The sequence below is a fragment of the Pseudomonas sp. MS646 genome (assembly GCF_036693845.1).
Lineage (GTDB): Bacteria > Pseudomonadota > Gammaproteobacteria > Pseudomonadales > Pseudomonadaceae > Aquipseudomonas > Aquipseudomonas chlororaphis_E.
Window position 1 is genome coordinate 1,842,332 of record NZ_CP144763.1, and the last position, 16,850, is coordinate 1,859,181.

General features: G+C 53.3%; 16 protein-coding genes. 13 read left to right on the plus strand and 3 right to left on the minus strand.

The genetic code is table 11. The features are described from left to right. The first annotated feature begins 1 nt into the window (after window position 1). The 9 genes from V3H56_RS08170 (at window position 2) to V3H56_RS08210 (ending at window position 10,302) form a co-directional block, all read left to right on the plus strand. Window positions 2-1,273 carry an O-antigen translocase gene (locus V3H56_RS08170; protein ID WP_047737566.1) on the plus strand — a complete coding sequence of 424 codons (1,272 nt, stop codon included), beginning with the start codon at window positions 2-4 and terminating at the stop codon, window positions 1,271-1,273. A 5-nt stretch (window positions 1,274-1,278) separates the two neighbouring features. Then, window positions 1,279-2,280, plus strand: coding sequence for a glycosyltransferase family 2 protein (locus V3H56_RS08175; RefSeq protein ID WP_338474434.1), 1,002 nt, complete (start codon window positions 1,279-1,281; stop codon window positions 2,278-2,280). Window positions 2,281-2,286: 6 nt separating this feature from the next. Then, window positions 2,287-3,462 carry an O-antigen polymerase gene (locus V3H56_RS08180; RefSeq protein WP_042728068.1) on the plus strand — a complete coding sequence of 392 codons (1,176 nt, stop codon included), beginning with the start codon at window positions 2,287-2,289 and terminating at the stop codon, window positions 3,460-3,462. Between the two features lie 53 nt (window positions 3,463-3,515). After that, window positions 3,516-4,649, plus strand: a complete 1,134-nt coding sequence (locus tag V3H56_RS08185) for an NAD-dependent epimerase/dehydratase family protein (RefSeq protein WP_042728067.1) — start codon at window positions 3,516-3,518, stop codon at window positions 4,647-4,649. Between the two features lie 10 nt (window positions 4,650-4,659). Continuing rightward, entirely contained in the window at window positions 4,660-5,226 is a 567-nt protein-coding gene (locus tag V3H56_RS08190; protein ID WP_338474435.1) for a serine O-acetyltransferase, read from the plus strand. Next, window positions 5,223-6,221 (plus strand): hypothetical protein, encoded by a 999-nt coding sequence (locus V3H56_RS08195; protein WP_338474436.1) that lies wholly within the window; start codon window positions 5,223-5,225, stop codon window positions 6,219-6,221. The genes V3H56_RS08190 and V3H56_RS08195 overlap by 4 nt, the downstream gene beginning before the upstream one ends. Continuing rightward, window positions 6,218-7,198, plus strand: a complete 981-nt coding sequence (locus tag V3H56_RS08200) for an NAD-dependent epimerase/dehydratase family protein (RefSeq protein WP_042728064.1) — start codon at window positions 6,218-6,220, stop codon at window positions 7,196-7,198. The genes V3H56_RS08195 and V3H56_RS08200 overlap by 4 nt, the downstream gene beginning before the upstream one ends. 11 nt (window positions 7,199-7,209) lie before the next feature. After that, complete coding sequence (locus V3H56_RS08205; RefSeq protein WP_338474437.1) at window positions 7,210-8,235, plus strand: glycosyltransferase family 4 protein; 1,026 nt, start codon at window positions 7,210-7,212, stop codon at window positions 8,233-8,235. 72 nt (window positions 8,236-8,307) lie between these two features. Next, on the plus strand, window positions 8,308-10,302 hold the full coding sequence (locus V3H56_RS08210; RefSeq protein ID WP_042728062.1) for a nucleoside-diphosphate sugar epimerase/dehydratase: 1,995 nt from the start codon (window positions 8,308-8,310) through the stop codon (window positions 10,300-10,302). Window positions 10,303-10,460: 158 nt separating this feature from the next. Here the strand turns inward: V3H56_RS08210 and V3H56_RS08215 are convergent, their stop codons facing one another. Continuing rightward, window positions 10,461-10,955 (minus strand): acyltransferase, encoded by a 495-nt coding sequence (locus V3H56_RS08215; RefSeq protein WP_042728061.1) that lies wholly within the window; start codon window positions 10,953-10,955, stop codon window positions 10,461-10,463. A 425-nt stretch (window positions 10,956-11,380) separates the two neighbouring features. On the opposite strand from V3H56_RS08215, the gene V3H56_RS08220 reads away from it, so the two are divergent. Then, window positions 11,381-11,713, plus strand: coding sequence for a ComEA family DNA-binding protein (locus tag V3H56_RS08220; RefSeq protein ID WP_042728060.1), 333 nt, complete (start codon window positions 11,381-11,383; stop codon window positions 11,711-11,713). A 226-nt stretch (window positions 11,714-11,939) separates the two neighbouring features. Then, window positions 11,940-12,791, plus strand: a complete 852-nt coding sequence (locus tag V3H56_RS08225; RefSeq protein ID WP_338474438.1) for a DUF1989 domain-containing protein — start codon at window positions 11,940-11,942, stop codon at window positions 12,789-12,791. A gap of 228 nt (window positions 12,792-13,019) precedes the next feature. Here V3H56_RS08225 and V3H56_RS08230 read toward each other — a convergent pair whose 3' ends face one another. Further along, window positions 13,020-13,187, minus strand: a complete 168-nt coding sequence (locus tag V3H56_RS08230; RefSeq protein WP_003183831.1) for a DUF2897 family protein — start codon at window positions 13,185-13,187, stop codon at window positions 13,020-13,022. A 119-nt stretch (window positions 13,188-13,306) separates the two neighbouring features. Then, window positions 13,307-14,671, minus strand: a complete 1,365-nt coding sequence (gene eat / locus V3H56_RS08235; RefSeq protein ID WP_338474439.1) for an ethanolamine permease — start codon at window positions 14,669-14,671, stop codon at window positions 13,307-13,309. A gap of 374 nt (window positions 14,672-15,045) precedes the next feature. On the opposite strand from eat, the gene kdpF reads away from it, so the two are divergent. Continuing rightward, on the plus strand, window positions 15,046-15,135 hold the full coding sequence (kdpF, locus tag V3H56_RS08240; RefSeq protein ID WP_003218754.1) for a K(+)-transporting ATPase subunit F: 90 nt from the start codon (window positions 15,046-15,048) through the stop codon (window positions 15,133-15,135). Window positions 15,136-15,143: 8 nt separating this feature from the next. Next, window positions 15,144-16,838 (plus strand): potassium-transporting ATPase subunit KdpA, encoded by a 1,695-nt coding sequence (gene kdpA / locus V3H56_RS08245; RefSeq protein WP_338474440.1) that lies wholly within the window; start codon window positions 15,144-15,146, stop codon window positions 16,836-16,838. Window positions 16,839-16,850: the final 12 nt, after the last annotated feature.

Genomic DNA, 16,850 nt, shown 5'->3' on the forward strand with positions numbered 1-16,850 from the left:
AATGACGCTGATAAAAACAAGTCTGCTTAACGGGGTTGCCGTACTCGTTAAAATGTTGACGTTGCTTGGAATAAATAAAGTCCTGGCCATCTACGTTGGTCCTGTGGGTTATGCAGCGCTTGGGCAGTTTCAAAACGCTATTCAAATGATCACTACTTTTGCCAGTGGTGCTATTAATACAGGTGTTACGAAGTACACGGCGGAATATCATTATAACGAGGACAAGCAGCACGCCGTCTGGCGGAGTGCTGGGACTATAGCCTTGTTAGGCTCACTGCTTTGCAGTGTCGTTATAATGATATTCAGTGATGAGCTGGCGGTTGCATTTCTAAAGAACTCCGACTTTGGCGGTGTCTTCAGATGGTTTGCGGCTACGCTGGTATTCTTTACATTAAATGCGCTTTTGCTGGCGATACTTAACGGTAAAAAAGATCTGCTTCGTTACGTTTTCGCAAATATTGCTGGAAGCGTCTTTGCCTTTCTAGTGACTACGGCTTTATCAATGTATTTCGGCCTGTATGGTGCGTTGATAGCTCTGGCTATTTATCAATCAATTAGTTTTTTTGTGACTCTTGTTATTTGTCTGAAAGCGCCTTGGTTTCGCTTTAACTATATGGTGGGGCGCGTCGATTATGCAGTGGCCAAAAATTTTCTGAAATATACGGCCATGGCCCTTACATCAGCTATTTGCGTACCGGTCAGCCATATCTTCGTGCGAAACTACCTGGGTTCATCATTTGGTTGGGATGCGGCCGGCTACTGGGAAGCCATGTGGCGTCTTAGTGCCGCCTACCTCATGCTCGTAACAACGACCCTCAGCGTTTATTATTTGCCCAGGCTTTCTGAATTGGAAAGCCGGGAAGCGATAAGAGCGGAAGTTCTATTGGGCTACCGTGTCATATTGCCCTGTGCCGCGTTGTGCGGACTGATTATCTTTGTCTTGCGTGACTTCATCATACATGTGTTGTTTACAGCGGATTTCCTGCCCATGAGGAGTCTTTTCGCCTGGCAGATCGTTGGCGATACTCTCAAGATAGGTAGCTGGATCCTTGCTTATGTCATGCTGGGTAAGGCCATGTTCAAGCTCTTTATCTTTTCCGAAGTGCTTTCTGCAATTTCTTTTTATGTCATGACGGTCGTTTTTACAAAATTATTGGGCTTGGAGGGAGTGTCTCTGGCTCACGCGGTGAACTATGCAGTTTACTGGGCGTTGTTAATGCTGTTCGTTACGATGGAGTTGAAGAAAGTGAAAGCTGACGGGCTAGTTGGCTGAATGATTTGCTGGATAATGGTTTTTCTGTTGAGGCGCTTGCGTTGAATATTTATAATCCAAAAGTTTCTGTGATGATCATTACTTACAATCAGCAGCATCTGATTGCGGAAACGATCGAGAGTGTATTGACGCAAGACTATGACAATTTCGAGATTGTGGTAGCAGACGACGCCTCTACAGACGGTACGCGCGAAGTTATTCTGGACTTTTATAATAAATATCCTGATGTGATTGTGCCGGTCTTGAATGAGAAGAATCTCGGCATTACCGGCAACTCCAATGCGGCTTTTTTTGCCTGCAGCGGAGAGCTGGTCGCAGTGCTAGGTGGCGATGACCTGTTTTTACCCGGGAAGTTGAAGGCCCAGGTGGCGCTTTTCGAGGATCCCAAGGTCGTACTGTCTTACCATCCTGTGGATATTTTTAATCACGCTGATGGTGCGTTGATTTTTCGTACCAATACTACTGAAAAAGAGCGAATCAATAACGTCCACGATTTAATATCGAAGGGGGGTATTCCAGGTGCTTCTTCGGTCATGGTTAGACGTTCTGCGTGTCCTACGCACGGCTTCGATCCGCTCTTTCCCGTCGTTTCAGACTGGATCTTTTATATTGAAGTCGCGTTGCAAGGCGAAATTCGTGAACTCCCGGGTGTCTATGGCAAGTATCGTAAGCATGGTCTAGGGGCTAGCGACAGGACATTCGAATTGCTGCAAGAGTCTCTGCTGACCGTCGATCTCATTGCCAAACGCTATGAACATGATCCGGCCATTAGGGAAGCGTGCCAACAAGGTGGCTACCGTTATCTTCTAGGTGAGCTTTTCAGGCAGGTTGTTAAGAAGAACAAGGCCAATGTCGAGGCGCTGCGTCCGTTATTCCTGAAGTATTCATCCGGAAACAAACGAACAATGACCAATTTGCTTTTTGGGATTCTGCGTCGCCCCATGATTTTCAACGTTGTTTCGGGGGTGCTGCCCCGGCTGAAAAATGCCCTAAAGCGACAGGTATAAACGACTATGCTGAACCCTGCATTTGTTTATATTGCCATGTGGTCGCTGGTCCTGTTGCTGTATTTTTTTGACTTGACCACAAATTTGGTCTCCCCCTCGGCGGTGGGACTGATGGTGATAATCATGAATATGGTCAGCATATTGTTATTGTATTTGCTTTTAAGGGGGCGGAAAAAGATCGAAGTTCCCAGTGAAGCACAGACCGATTTTTATATAAGTGTCGTGTCGCGTTTTTTAATGTTGTTAGGGTGTGTGTGGTTTCTTGGCACCGCTTTCGAGATTTATTATTCGGGGGGCGTGCCTCTTTATTGGCGTTTGGTGGGTATTAATAAACTGTACACCGAGTTCGGTGTGCCTTCCCTCCATGGAGTCATGAATGCCTGCTATCTGCAGGTGCTGTCAATGGCGACTTATTTGTCTATAAAAAAACACTCCAAAAAAATGGCTGTATTGATTCTAGTTCTTTTGCTATGGCCGGTGTTGATGTTGGGCCGCGGTATTCTGCTGAGCGGATTGATTCAGGTCGTTTGTGTTGCGTTGCTACTGACGAAGGTATCCTCTAAGAAGATACTTTCGCTGGCTGTCGTTGCTGTGGCGGTTGTGGTGATTTTTGGCTACTTGGGTGATATGCGGCAAACCTCAAACCCCTTTGCCTATTTGGTATCTGGTCAATCCGGAGAAGTGTTTGATGCCTTGCCCAGCGGTTTTCTCTGGTTTTACGTCTACCTGACAGCCGGGCTCAGTAATTTTTTCCACAACATTGATACTGTGATTCCGAACTGGTCGGTATCCTATTCGATGTCCAATATGCTGCCTTCGATTGTGAAGGCGTATTTTGAGTTGGATGCCAGGAACGATCTGTTCACGTTTGTGGATAACAATTTGAATACCTCTACCATTTATGCAGGCTTCGTATCGGATACCGGGGCTTTGGGTGGCTTTATATTTGTTGCGCTGATTCAATTGGTTTGCTGCTGTGTATACAAGGTCTCGCTCAGGGGGCGACCCTGGGGGATCTTTGCTTATTCGGTAGCCTTTCAGATTCTCGTGTTTTCAATTTTCTATGATATGTTTTTCCTGTTGCCGACATTGTTCCAATTTTTTATCTGCTGTTCTCTGTATGTTTTTGCCGGCCTCCGTTCCGGTAGACATGAAAAATACGCGCGGCAAGACGCACCCTAAGCGCCCATGTCAGACGCAAAGATGTTTTACTGTTGATGGATAGAGGTACCGTTATGAAAAAGATTCTAATCACTGGTGGTGCAGGGTTCATAGGTTCGCACCTCGTTCCCAAACTGTTGAAAACGAACCATACCGTTAGAATTCTGGATCCTCTAACCGTTCAGGTGCATGGCAGTCTACCTGTTGACCTCGATTGGTTGAATGGTGAAGGCATCGAGTTCATTCGCGGAAGTGTCACTTCGCGAGAAGATTGGACAAAGGCGCTTGAAGGCGTTGACGGCATCGTCCATTTGGCGGCAGAAACCGGCACTGGTCAATCGATGTACGAGATTGCCCGCTATAACGAGGTTAACTCCCAAGGCACTGCCTTGATGTTTGACGTCCTGGGCAAGTTACCGGCGCATCGTGTTAAGAGAATCATTCTCTCCTCAAGTCGTTCGGTATATGGAGAGGGGGCCTATATCAACCCTCTCACTCAACAGCGTGTATGCCCGACCGCTCGTTCCGCTGACGCGCTGAGTAAACAAATGTGGGAACCTCTTTGCCCCTTTACAGGCGATGCATTGCAACTTGTACCGACGAAGGAAACGGATCTGATCGCCCCGTCCTCGTTCTATGCAGCGACCAAGTATGCGCAAGAGGATCTTGTCAGGATTGGCAGTCAGTCAATGGGCATAGATTATACGATTTTCCGTTTGCAGAATGTTTACGGTGAGCGACAGTCGCTCAATAATCCGTACACTGGCATATTGTCCATATTTTCCACCAAGATTCGTCGCGATACCGTTCTTCCACTTTTCGAAGATGGCCTCGAGAGCCGCGATTTTGTGCATGTCGATGATGTGACAGATGCGTTGGTTGCGGGTTTGCTTGTTGAAAAATCACCCAATACCGTCGTTAATGTTGGTAGCGGGATTGCCACCTCTGTTAAGGAAGTCGCCGAGGAGTTGACAGTCGCGTTCGGGAAAAAACCGAATGTTCAAGTGACCGGGCAGTTTAGAGTTGGCGATATTCGTCATAATTACGCTGATATTGAACGGTTGAATAAGTTGCTCGGTATTCATCCCAAGATTACGCTGAAAGAAGGTCTCAAGCGCTTCGCTGAGTGGGTGCTCCAGCAGCCGCTGCCAGAGGATCAGCTGGAAAAGGCTAATCAAGAATTACGCGCTCGAAAGTTGATGAATTAAGGAGCTTGCCATGGAGCAGGACAACCCGGGTTTGTGGCGTCTGTTGTGCGCAGACATTGAGAGGCAGAGGGCACTATTCAAGGCTCCTGCGACCAGGTCAAAGATAAAGTTGGTGTTGGCTATGGTTTCTCCTAGATTTGCTCCCGTGCTGCTCTACAGGCTAGCATATTCAATGAATTCCAACGGGCTGAAAATAATCGGCCGGTTTTTTTCCTTGTTGAATTACACCGTCTTTGGGATAGAAATAGCGGTTGCCTGCAAAATTGGTCCGGGCCTGTTTTTCCCCCATACCCAGGGAACCGTTATCGGTGCTGTCAGCGTAGGCGCAAACGCTGTTATCTATCAAGGCGTGACGCTGGGCGCCAAGGATCTGGATTTTACCTACGACGCGGACCACCGTCCCGTTATTGGTAACGATGTGGTAGTCGGTGCCGGGGCGAAAGTGCTGGGGGGGATAACGGTGGGCGATAATGTTACGGTGGCCGCCAACTCGGTGTTGCTGACGAGTATGCCGGCAAATGTCATCGTCGCCGGCATGCCTGCAAAAATCGTTAAACAGCGAGCGACGTTGGTGTGAATGAATTGTTAAAGAATAAAAACGTCTTATACGTGGCTCCGATGTTTTTTGGTTATGAGTCCGAGATAAAGGGAGAACTGGAGCAACAGGGCGCCAGCGTCACTTTTCTATTGGACCGTCCATTCGAATCGCCTTTTCTAAAGGCGCTCACAAAGTTTCGTCACGCGTGGGTAATCGGCGCTGCCGATCGATATTATGAACGACAGATGAGCTCCGTTCATACGGAGTTTGACTACGTTTTTGTTGTCAATGGACAGACGCTCTCTGCGAAAACACTTTCTGCGTGGCGTGAACGGTATCCAAAGGCAAAATTTATCTTATATATGTGGGATTCTTTTTCCAATCGACAACAGACGCTTCATAATCTAAAGTATTTTGATAGTGTGTTTACCTTCGATAAAAATGATGCTGAAAAGTACAATGTCAATTTTCGGCCTTTATTTTTTTCGGCGGGTTTTAATGCTGTCGTCGAGACGAAGACAGAATACGATATAAGTTTTATTGGTACAGCACACACCGATCGGTTTTTTATTGTCGATAAAATAGATCGCCAATTGGATGCGTCAACAAGAAGATATTGGTATCTTTACTTGCAGGCCAATTGGGTTTATTGGTTCTATCGCTGCTTTAATCGCGCCTATCGGAATGCCAGGAAAAGTAATTTCAAATTCGCGTCGATACCCAAGTCTGAGGTTCAGCGTGTTTTTAACGTTTCAAATGCGATACTCGATATAGAGCATCCTCAGCAGACGGGGTTGACCATGCGTACGTTGGAAACATTAGGGGCAAGGAAGAAACTGGTTACCACCAACGCAAGCGTTAAACAGTACGATTTTTACGCTGAAGATAATATTCTTGTCATTGATCGTTGGGAACCCGTTATCAGCAAGGCGTTTCTTGAACGGCCTTATAAGGCTGTTGATCCTCATATTTATCATCGCTATAGCCTGGCCGGCTGGCTTGATGAAATTATTATGCTGGTGAACAAAAAATGAAGATCCTAGTGACGGGGGCAAGTGGCTTTATTGGGCGTTCTTTGTGTCTTGATCTTCAGGCAAAGGGGTTTGCCGTGCGTGCGCTTATGCGCAAGCCTTCGGCGGCCGCCGCAGATTATGAATGCCTGTTCGGTGAGCTGGACAATGAAGAGTTCCTTTCCGAAGCGTTGTCTGGCGTAGATATCGTTGTCCATCTCGCGGGCAGGGCGCATCAATTTGGCAAAGCCGCCAAGGATGTCTCGGCGATGTTCAAGGTGAACAGAGACTTCACCTTGAGGCTCGCCTCCATTGCGGAGCAGCGCGGAGTCAAGCGCTTTATTTTCGTCAGTTCTATTGGTGTCAACGGGGTCGAAACCGGATTAGCGCCTATTGACGAAACCAGCCCTGCCACCCCCGTCAAGGATTATGCTTTATCCAAGTACGAGGCCGAAGTCGCCCTCAGCCGTGCATACATAGAGGGTGCCAGTGGGATGGAATTGGTTATTATCCGTCCGCCCCTTGTTTATGCGGCCAATGCGCCGGGTAATTTCCAACGTCTGTTGAAACTCGTCAGGAGCGGTTTGCCCTTGCCCTTTTCTGGGGTCGCCAACCGAAGAAGCATGATCTCTCTTGATAATTTGACTGATTTTATACGCGTGTGCGCCATTCATCCCGATGCCGCTGGAGAGTTATTTCTTGTATCCGACGGTGACGACCTCGCCTTGCCGGAAATCATTGATGCTCTTTCTGTTGGCATGGGGAAGCGGCCCCGGGTTTTCTATTTTCCTGTCAAGCTCATTTATGCGGCCGGCCAGCTCGTCGGTAAGCGTGCTTTGGTAACCCAGTTGTGTGGATCTTTCGTTGTCAACCCCGCAAAGGCGATGAAACTATTAGGGTGGACACCACCTTTTTCTTCTCGCAATGAGCTTGTCAGGTCGGCACGGGAGTTTATGTTGTCCGCAGAAAAGTGTCGTTCAAGACCGGAACAGTCTGAATAAAGGAGTTTTTAATGCTGTGGTTCGTTTTGCCGGTTATCGCGATTGCTTCCTTCCTGCTGACCTGGGTCCTGCGTCGGTATGCATTGGCTCGCAGTCTTATAGACGTACCTAACGCCCGCAGTTCCCATACTGCACCCACGCCCAGAGGCGGCGGGGTGGCAATTGTCCTATGCTTTTTCGCAGCGGTGGCGGCATTGTTTTTCCTGGGCATCCTGCCATTGAATCCGGTCGCGGCGCTCTTAGGGGCAGGATCGTTGGTGGCTATCCTGGGTTTTCTGGATGATCATGGGCATATTGCTGCCAGATGGCGCCTGTTGGGTCACTTTATCGCCGCGTTTTGGGCGTTATACTGGGTCGGTGGCCTTGCACCGCTTTCCATGTTCGGCATGAACGTGGAGTTGGGTGTTTTTGGTTATGTGGTTGCGGCGTTGTTCCTGGTCTGGATGTTGAATCTTTATAATTTTATGGATGGTATCGACGGGATCGCCAGTGTCGAGGCTATAACGGTCTGCCTGAGTGCTGCGCTGCTAGGTGGGTTGCAGGGTGCTGGCAACGTTGTCGGTCCGTTGTTGCTTGCCAGTGCTGTGCTGGGCTTCCTGTGCTGGAATTACCCGCCTGCGAGGATTTTCATGGGCGATGCCGGGAGTGGTTTCCTGGGTATCACGTTGGGCATTTTTGCACTTCAGTCTGCCTGGATATCGTCTGATCTGTTTTTTGCCTGGCTGATCTTGCTCGGCGTTTTTATCGTGGATGCAACAGTGACGCTGATTCGCCGTCTACTGAGAGGAGAAAAGCTCTACGAAGCTCATCGCAGCCATGCCTACCAATTCGCCTCGCGGCATTACAAGCAACATTTGCCTGTGACATTGACAGTGGGGGCACTTAATCTGCTGTGGCTGCTGCCTATGGCTTTTCTGGTGGTCGAGGGGGTTGTGCAAGGCGTTGTTGGGGTACTGGTAGCGTATGTACCTTTGATTTTACTGGCACTGAAGTTTCGAGCTGGCTTGGCAGAGGGTACTCAGCAGAAACTGGTTTAGGTTTCTGGCCTCTGGATCTTCATCGAGAAGAGACTGACTGTTCAGCCGTTTTATTAGGTACCCAAAGGATTTATGGATAAATTACGAACTTTCTTGCTGGAGCTATCGCGCCGGCAGAAGCGCTTGATTCAAGTGTCTGCGGATATCGTTCTGGTCTGGTTGGCGCTGTGGCTTTCGTTTGTGGTGCGTTTGGGCGTCGATGCGCTGATCAATCCATTCACTGCCCATCAGGTTCTGTTCCTGAGTGCGCCGGCCATCGCGATTCCGTTGTTTATCCGTTTTGGAATGTACCGCGCGGTGATGAGGTACTTTGGCAATGACGCACTTATCGCCATCATCAAGGCTGTCAGCCTCTCTTCGTTGATTCTGGGGATCGTCGTCTTCTGGTACAGCAATCATCAGAACATTGTGCCCAGGTCGATCATCTTCAACTATTGGTGGCTTAGTCTGATCATGATTGGCGGACTGCGCCTGGCGATGCGTCAGTACTTCCTGGGCGACTGGTTCACGGCGGCGCAGCATGTTCCTTTCACGAATCGTGACGATGGATTGCCAAAGGTCGCCATCTATGGCGCAGGTGCTGCCGGTAACCAATTGGTAGCTGCACTGCGTATGGGGCGTGTCATGCGTCCGATAGCGTTTATCGACGACGATAGCAGTATCGCCGATCGGGTGATCGCGGGTCTGCAGGTCTACAAACCCAAAAACATTCAGCGCATGATCGATGTCACGGGGGCTCAGGAAATTCTACTGGCCATTCCCTCGGCAAACCGGGTAAGGCGTCGTGAGATCTTGGGCTTCCTCGAAGGCTTCCCCCTTCACGTACGCAGTATTCCCGGCTTTATGGACTTGGCAAGCGGGCGCGTAAAAGTTGACGACATTCAGGAAGTCGATATCGCCGATCTGTTAGGCCGTGATGCAGTACCGGCCCAGGAGAGCTTGCTCGAGCATTGCATCAAGGAGCAGGTGGTTATGGTGACGGGCGCCGGAGGGTCGATCGGCTCGGAACTGTGCCGCCAGATACTTGAATTGCGCCCGTCGACATTAATAATGTTCGAACATAGCGAGTTCAATCTGTACAGCATCTTGTCCGAGTTGGAGCAGCAGGTTGCCAGGAAGTCCCTTTCCGTACGTCTTTTGCCGATCCTGGGTTCAGTAACCAACCCGCGTAAACTGCTTGACGTGATGAATGTATGGCAAGTGAACACTGTCTACCATGCAGCAGCCTATAAACACGTTCCTATAGTCGAACATAATATTGCCGAAGGTGTTCTGAACAACGTCATTGGTACATTGAATACCGCCCAAGCGGCGCTGCAGGCAGGGGTTGCCAATTTTGTTTTGATTTCCACAGACAAGGCTGTACGTCCTACCAACGTCATGGGCAGTACCAAACGTCTGGCAGAGCTAACGCTGCAGGCGCTTAGCCGGGAAATAGCACCGGTGCTTTTTGGCGATAATGCCAACGTATCACGTGTCAATAAAACCCGTTTCACGATGGTTCGTTTCGGTAATGTTCTCGGCTCGTCAGGTTCGGTCATCCCTTTGTTCCATAAGCAGATAAAGTCAGGTGGACCGCTGACCGTCACTCATCCGAAAATCACCCGATATTTCATGACGATCCCAGAAGCTGCACAACTGGTTATTCAGGCCGGGGCCATGGGGATGGGGGGGGATGTTTTCGTATTGGACATGGGAGAACCGGTCAGGATCGTCGAACTGGCCGAGAAGATGATTCATCTGTCGGGCTTCAGTGTGCGTTCGGAAAAGAACCCCCATGGAGACATTGCCATAGAGTTCACGGGGCTGCGGCCTGGAGAGAAGTTGTACGAAGAGTTATTGATTGGCGATAACGTAGTGCAAACTTCTCATCCGATGATTATGAGTGCCAATGAAGACTTCATACCTTGGGATGCGTTGAAGGGTAAATTGGCTGAGTTGATCACCGCCGTCGAGACTGACGATTATTCGCGTGTACGCCAGTTGTTGCGCGATACAGTCAGTGGTTATGCACCCGATGGAGAAATAGTGGACTGGATCCACCAGCAAAGACGACGCGACCCTTGATCAAGGCTGAGCGTTCACTGGTCAGGGTAAGCAACGGTCTCTGCCCCGCTTGTTCTTGAACGATGATAAAGACGTTCGATAAATGCGCAGGGCACACCTTCAGGAAAATTGAGGATGTGCCCATTCTGTTTGGGTGCCGAAACCGTCCAAAGGCTCGTTCAAGCCTGGTTTTGGCCTTCATCCTTGCGCTGCAGTATCTTTGCTGGGTTACCCACCACCGTGACATTGGCGGGCACTGAACGGGTGACCACCGCCCCTGCGCCAATCATCGCGTTCTCCCCAATAGTTATTCCTGGAAGAATAGTGCAATTGGCGCCCAAGGAGGCGCCTTTGCTTATTACGGTTCTGTCGAAGCTTTCAGGATAGACCTTGCTTCTCGGAAAGCGGTCATTGGTGAATGTGGCGTTGGGACCAATAAACACATCGTCTCCGATGGAAACACCATCCCACAGCTGAACACCGCATTTGATTGTTACCCGGTCTCCTACGACGACGTCGTTTTCGATGAACACGTGGTCGCAGATATTGCAGTCCTGGCCGATTTTGGCCCCGGGTAGCAAGTGGGTGAAGGCCCAAACCCGAGTGCCTTTGCCTATCTGGGAGGTTTCGCATAAAGCGTGGGAATGCACGAAGTAATCTTTATGATCGCTCATTGTTATCCGTTCCATTGGATGGTTGGAACACCACCCTGTGTTGGCAAGTTTCGTAAGATTATTGGCTTATAAGCCATTGATCCAGCGACTGATAATAAAGTAACTGCTCAAATTTTTCTGTGCTAAAGGCAAAGCGAAAGGGTCATGGCGATTGATAAACCCGGGAGCAGGGGCTCTTGCAGGGGATTTCGCAGCTCGAAGTAGGTGGCCTTAGCTTGAGCATCGATGTGTTTTTGCCGTCACCGTTTCGCTCGCGTGGGATGCGATTGACCTACCCATTCGCGTGAGCCCCTGAAAGTCTAATACGCCTCGTTATTACATTTTTTGCAATGGTCGCCTTTTTGACAGCCCTCAATCATCGCCTAAGTTTGGAATGCAGCGTCACAAAGCTGCTTCCTCTTGACGGTATCAAGGAGCTTCATTTTATGCGTAAAGGATATTTTTACCCGCTGATTTTTGCCCTCCTGGCCAATGCCTCGGTCGCGGTAGGCGCGACCGCAGTGGTCAAGCCCGAGGTGGCAATGCCTCCTGTGGTGCAGAGCTCGGTGTCTTCGCAAGAGGGCAAGGTGGATTTGAACCAGGCAGATGCTACGACGCTTCAGCGTGAGCTGACTGGGATAGGTAAGGCGAAGGCTGATGCAATTGTTGCATATCGTGAAAGTAATGGCGCTTTTTCGTCAGTCGAAGAGTTGCTGGAGGTCAAGGGCATTGGTAAAGCAATCCTGGACAAAAATCGGGATAAACTGGAAGTGAATTGAGCTGAATCGAAGGAATGGCCAGTCGATGGGACTGGCTTTTTCCGTTTTATCGATAGCGGGCTGCGTGGGTTCGCTCTTTGAGTGAATTGATCCACTTTTTTGCCGCTTATAGGCCATTCAAACTGAAGCATGACGCTGGACTCGACCTCACCGTTCATATCCCGTTGGATGAGCAGCCTCATAGCCTCATCGGCCGCTCGCTAACAGGCGATCAAGGAGCCTTGCCATGTACAAAGACTACCCAGCTGCCTACCAGGTCAGCAAAGGTTCCGCCCTCCAGGTGGACAAGCCTTTCTACGACCGAATCCGTACCCGGCAGGACCAGCGCACGCTGATCGAGCAGTTCGAAGTCCCCATTCGCACTGGCCGTGCCTGGCATGTACCCGCCGGGCACGTCTTTCGTGTCACCACGCCGCAGGGCCCGCAGGTCGGCGACTTCAACGTCTGGAACGCCCACGACCCGCGGGAGCGATTGTGGGCGGCGCGTACCCGGCAGTTGCAGGGCGCCCATGTCAGTACCCACGACCGGTTGTGGTCGAACTTGCCGTTCCTGCGGCCGCTGGTGACCATCACCGACGACAGCCTGGCCGGTTATGGCATCGATGAGCACGGGGGGCGGTTGCACGATCTGCTGGGCACGCGTTGCGACCCTTACGTCAACAAGATGCTGACCGGCGAGGATTTCCACCATCACTGCCATTCGAACCTGACTCGCGCGGTGTTGCCCCACGGCTTGACCGAGTTCGATGTACACGACGTGCTGAATATCTTCCAGTGCACCGGGCTGAACCATGACGACATGTACTTCATGAAGGCCTGTCCGGCACAGAAAGGCGATTACCTGGAGTTCTTTGCCGAAATTGATCTGTTGTGCGCCCTGTCCACCTGCCCGGGCGGTGACCTGTCACTGGCCATGTGGGGGCCGGATGCGCAGGATCCATTGAGCGTCTGTCGGCCACTGGGGGTGGAGATCTATCGGTTGGACCACGCATTGTTGGAAGGCTGGAGCCAGCCTGAGCGGGCGGCGTACAAGGGGTTGCATGGCTTGCACATTGCCAGGGCGGATTGGGAGAAGTAACGCAGTAGGCGGACAGGACGCGGCCTTCTGTGGCGAGGGGATTTATCCCCGCTGGGGCGCGCAGCGGCCCCTTTTAAAACCCACCCAGTCGATCAGATAGACCGCGTGACAGGTTTTGGGGCTGCTGCGCAGCCCAACGGGGATAAATCCCCTCGCCACAAAAGTTTTGTGTCAGGCAGCACTCCACAGTGTTGTGCCAGCCAGCAGCCAGCAGCCAGCAGCCAGCACTCAACGATCCTTGGCCTCCTTCGCGTCCATCTCGGCGTTGCGCTCGGCAACACGCTTGCGTTGTTCGTCCGTCAACTCGACCTTGTTGGCGGTGTCGCGCAGCATCATCAGACCACCAACGATCGAGCCGATTGCAACAATCAGAATCAACCAGGCATACCAGGGCATAGGGCTCTCCTTGAGGGCGCGGCCAGTGGGCGTCTGTTCGCCAATCTGCCGCGCCTACCACTTATGAGCGAAGCTCGTTCGCAGTGGTTCCATACTACGCCCGTTCGGCCGGCTTCACCTCAAGGCCCGGTCAGCATTGCATCGGCTGGAGCCGCCGCTCGCAGTTGTGCGGTCAGGGTGAAGTAGACGAAGCCCGCCGCCATGAACGCGACGAAGATCAGGCCGATCAGCGCATTGAACCAGGCCATCGCCACCAGGCATACCACCGCCAATACCAGGGCGATTCCCGGCACGAGAGGGTAGCCCGGCGCGCGGAAGGTGCGCTCCAGGTTGGGCTCGGTTTTGCGCAGTTTGAACAGGCTGAGCATGCTCATGATGTACATGACGATCGCACCGAACACCGCCATGGTGATCATCGCGGCGGTCAGGGTCATGCCGCCGAGGTTGATCAGGCCGTCGCTGTAGATCGCGGCAATGCCGATCAGGCCTCCGACGATGATGGCGCGGTGTGGCGTCTGGAAGCGTGAGAGCTTGGCCAGGGAGGCGGGCAGGTAGCCGGCGCGCGCCAGGGCGAAGAACTGCCGCGAGTAGCCCAGGATGATGCCGTGGAAACTCGCCACCAGGCCGAACAGGCCGATCCACACCAGCATGTGCAACCAGCCGGAGCTTTCGCCGACCACGGTTTTCATGGCCTGTGGCAGCGGGTCGTTGATGTTCGACAGGGTGCGCCAGTCACCGACGCCGCCGGCGAAGAACATCACTCCCATCGCCAGCACCACCAGGGTCAGGATGCCACTGATGTAGGCCTTGGGGATGGTGCGTTTCGGGTCCCTGGCTTCTTCGGCCGCCATGGCCGCGCCTTCGATGGCCAGGAAGAACCAGATGGCAAACGGGATGGCGGCGAACATCCCGGCAATGGCAGGGGCGCCGAATACGTCGGAACCGGCCCAGCCGTTCAAGGCGAAGTGACTGAAGCTGAAGGCCGGGGCGACAACGCCCATGAACACCAGCAACTCGGCCACCGCCAGGACGCAGACGATCAGTTCGAACGTCGCGGCCAGCTTGACCCCGAGGATGTTCAGGCCCATGAACACGATGTAGGCGCCAACCGCCGCGTGCTTGGGGTCCAGCGCCGGGAATTGCACGTTCAGGTAGGCCCCGATGGCCAAGGCAATGGCGGGCGGCGCGAAGACGAACTCGATCAGCGTCGCCAGCCCGGCGATCAATCCGCCTTTCGCGCCGAAGGCACGACGGCTGTAGGCAAACGGTCCGCCGGCATGGGGAATGGCCGTGGTCAGTTCGGTGAAGCTGAAGATGAAGCAGGTGTACATGGCCGCGACCATGAATGACGTCACCAGAAAACCCAGTGTCCCGGCCACGCCCCAGCCGTAGCTCCAGCCGAAATACTCGCCGGATATCACCAACCCGACGGCGATCCCCCATAAATGCAGGGTACCCAGCGTGGGTTTGAGTTGTGTGTTCATCGGTGGCTCCCCTCGATCCATAGCAAAAGCGCTGGGGAGGGCAGTGCAGTGGGCGTGCCAGTATGTCGGGGGCGGTCGCAACGGGTGAAATCCTGTCGTATCGGGGATGTTCCTTGCTTGATGTGCCCCTGTTGTGCGCCAGTTGAGGGCGTTGGCGCTGATAGTGCCGCCTTCGCGGGCAAGCCCGCTCCCACACTGGACTTGCGCTGAGCAGTCGGCGGGCTGGCTCGCGAAGAAGCCCGCCCAACCATCGATTCAGCCGATTTTTTACAGATTCTTTATCCCCCAACCGATCTCTCGATCTCGTTCCTTTACGCCCTCCCTGTCGACAATCACTCCACACACGGCACGACGCCGTACGACGGAGAAATCCCATGAGTGTTCTGGACGGGGTGTCGCTGCTGTTGGCAGTGGCGCTGTTCATTTACCTGCTGGTTGCGCTGTTGCGCGCGGATCGGAACTAGGAGCGGCTATGCACGGTTATGATTTCGGGCTGATCCTCGCTTTTTTCGCCCTGGTGCTGATTCCAGCACCGTTGCTGGGGCGTTTTTACTACCGGGTGATGGAGGGCCAGCGTACCTGGCTCTCTCCGGTTCTCGGGCCCGTGGAGCGGGGTTGCTATCGGCTGGCAGGCGTTGATCCCGGCGCTGAGCAGAGCTGGCAGAAATACACCCTGGCCTTGCTCGCGTTCAACCTGGCGGGCTTTGTGCTGTTGTTTGCGATTCTTCTGTTTCAAGGGCATCTGCCGCTCAACACCGAACAACTGCCAGACATGGAATGGACCCAGGCTTTCAACACGGCCGTGAGTTTCATGACCAACACCAACTGGCAGTCCTACAGTGGCGAGGCGTCGGTGAGCTACCTGAGCCAGATGGTCGGCCTGACGGTGCAGAACTTTGTCAGCGCCGCCACCGGACTGGCGGTGCTGGTAGCGTTGTGTCGCGGGATCGGGCGCAAGTCCGCCGCGACGCTGGGCAACTTCTGGGTCGACATGACCCGCGCCACCCTTTACGGGCTGTTGCCGTTGTGCCTGCTGTTGGCGCTCTTCCTGGTGTGGCAGGGCGTGCCGCAGACCTTCGCTCACTATGTGCATGGGATGACCCTGCAGGGCGCCGATCAGGTGATCCCGCTGGGGCCGGCGGCCAGCCAGATTGCGATCAAGCAATTGGGCACCAACGGTGGTGGGTTCTTCGGCGTCAACTCGGCGCACCCATTCGAGAACCCGACGGCCTGGAGCAACCTGTTCGAGCTCGCGTCGATCATCCTGATTCCTGCCGCGCTGGTGTTCACCTTCGGCCATTACGTCAAGGACCTGCGCCAGAGCCGGGCAATCATCGCCTGCATGCTGGTGCTGTTCCTGATCGGCGGTGCCACGTCGCTGTGGGCCGAGTACCAGCCCAACCCGACCTTGAACAACCCCGCCGTCGAACAAACCGCGCCGCTGGAAGGCAAGGAAGCGCGCTTCGGGACGACCGCGACGGTGCTCTGGTCGGTGACCACCACGGCAGCCTCCAATGGCTCGGTCAACGGCATGCACGACAGCCTCAACCCGCTGAGCGGCATGGTCGCGCTGGTGAACATGATGGTCGGCGAGGTGATTTTCGGCGGCGTCGGCGCAGGGCTCTACGGCATGTTGCTGAACGTGCTGATCGCGGTGTTCCTGTCCGGGTTGATGATCGGCCGCACACCGGAATACCTGGGCAAGAAGCTCGGCGCCCGGGAAGTGCAGTTGCTGGTGGTCACCCTGCTGGTGATGCCGGTGAGTGTGCTGGTGCTGGGCGCCATCGCCGCGAGCCTGCCCGGGCCGGCAGCCGCGGTGAGCAACCCGGGTGCCCACGGTTTCAGCCAGTTGCTGTACGCCTACACCTCGGCGGGGGCGAACAACGGCTCGGCCTTTGGTGGGTTCGGCGCCAATACCCCTTTCCACAACCTGATGCTGGGCCTGGGCATGTTGATCGGTCGTTTCGGCTACATCCTGCCGGTGCTGGCGTTGGCCGGTAGCCTGGCACTGAAGAAAACCGCGCCGATCGGGCAGAACAGCTTCCCCACCCACGGCCCGCTGTTCGTCACTTTGTTGACCGTGACGATCCTGCTGGTGGGCGGCCTGACCTTCCTGCCGACCCTGGCCTTGGGGCCGATCGCCGAACACCTGAGCATGGGCTTCTGAGGAATTGATAAT

Coding starts and splice junctions, on each gene's coding strand:
- V3H56_RS08200 (WP_042728064.1), top strand. CDS start 6,218: ATGAAGATCCTAGTGACGGGGGCAAGTGGCTTTATTGGGCGTTCTTTG.
- kdpA (WP_338474440.1), top strand. CDS start 15,144: ATGCACGGTTATGATTTCGGGCTGATCCTCGCTTTTTTCGCCCTGGTG.
- V3H56_RS08225 (WP_338474438.1), top strand. CDS start 11,940: ATGTACAAAGACTACCCAGCTGCCTACCAGGTCAGCAAAGGTTCCGCC.
- eat (WP_338474439.1), bottom strand. CDS start 14,671: ATGAACACACAACTCAAACCCACGCTGGGTACCCTGCATTTATGGGGG.
- V3H56_RS08230 (WP_003183831.1), bottom strand. CDS start 13,187: ATGCCCTGGTATGCCTGGTTGATTCTGATTGTTGCAATCGGCTCGATC.
- V3H56_RS08170 (WP_047737566.1), top strand. CDS start 2: ATGACGCTGATAAAAACAAGTCTGCTTAACGGGGTTGCCGTACTCGTT.
- kdpF (WP_003218754.1), top strand. CDS start 15,046: ATGAGTGTTCTGGACGGGGTGTCGCTGCTGTTGGCAGTGGCGCTGTTC.
- V3H56_RS08190 (WP_338474435.1), top strand. CDS start 4,660: ATGGAGCAGGACAACCCGGGTTTGTGGCGTCTGTTGTGCGCAGACATT.
- V3H56_RS08220 (WP_042728060.1), top strand. CDS start 11,381: ATGCGTAAAGGATATTTTTACCCGCTGATTTTTGCCCTCCTGGCCAAT.
- V3H56_RS08180 (WP_042728068.1), top strand. CDS start 2,287: ATGCTGAACCCTGCATTTGTTTATATTGCCATGTGGTCGCTGGTCCTG.
- V3H56_RS08210 (WP_042728062.1), top strand. CDS start 8,308: ATGGATAAATTACGAACTTTCTTGCTGGAGCTATCGCGCCGGCAGAAG.
- V3H56_RS08215 (WP_042728061.1), bottom strand. CDS start 10,955: ATGAGCGATCATAAAGATTACTTCGTGCATTCCCACGCTTTATGCGAA.
- V3H56_RS08205 (WP_338474437.1), top strand. CDS start 7,210: ATGCTGTGGTTCGTTTTGCCGGTTATCGCGATTGCTTCCTTCCTGCTG.
- V3H56_RS08185 (WP_042728067.1), top strand. CDS start 3,516: ATGAAAAAGATTCTAATCACTGGTGGTGCAGGGTTCATAGGTTCGCAC.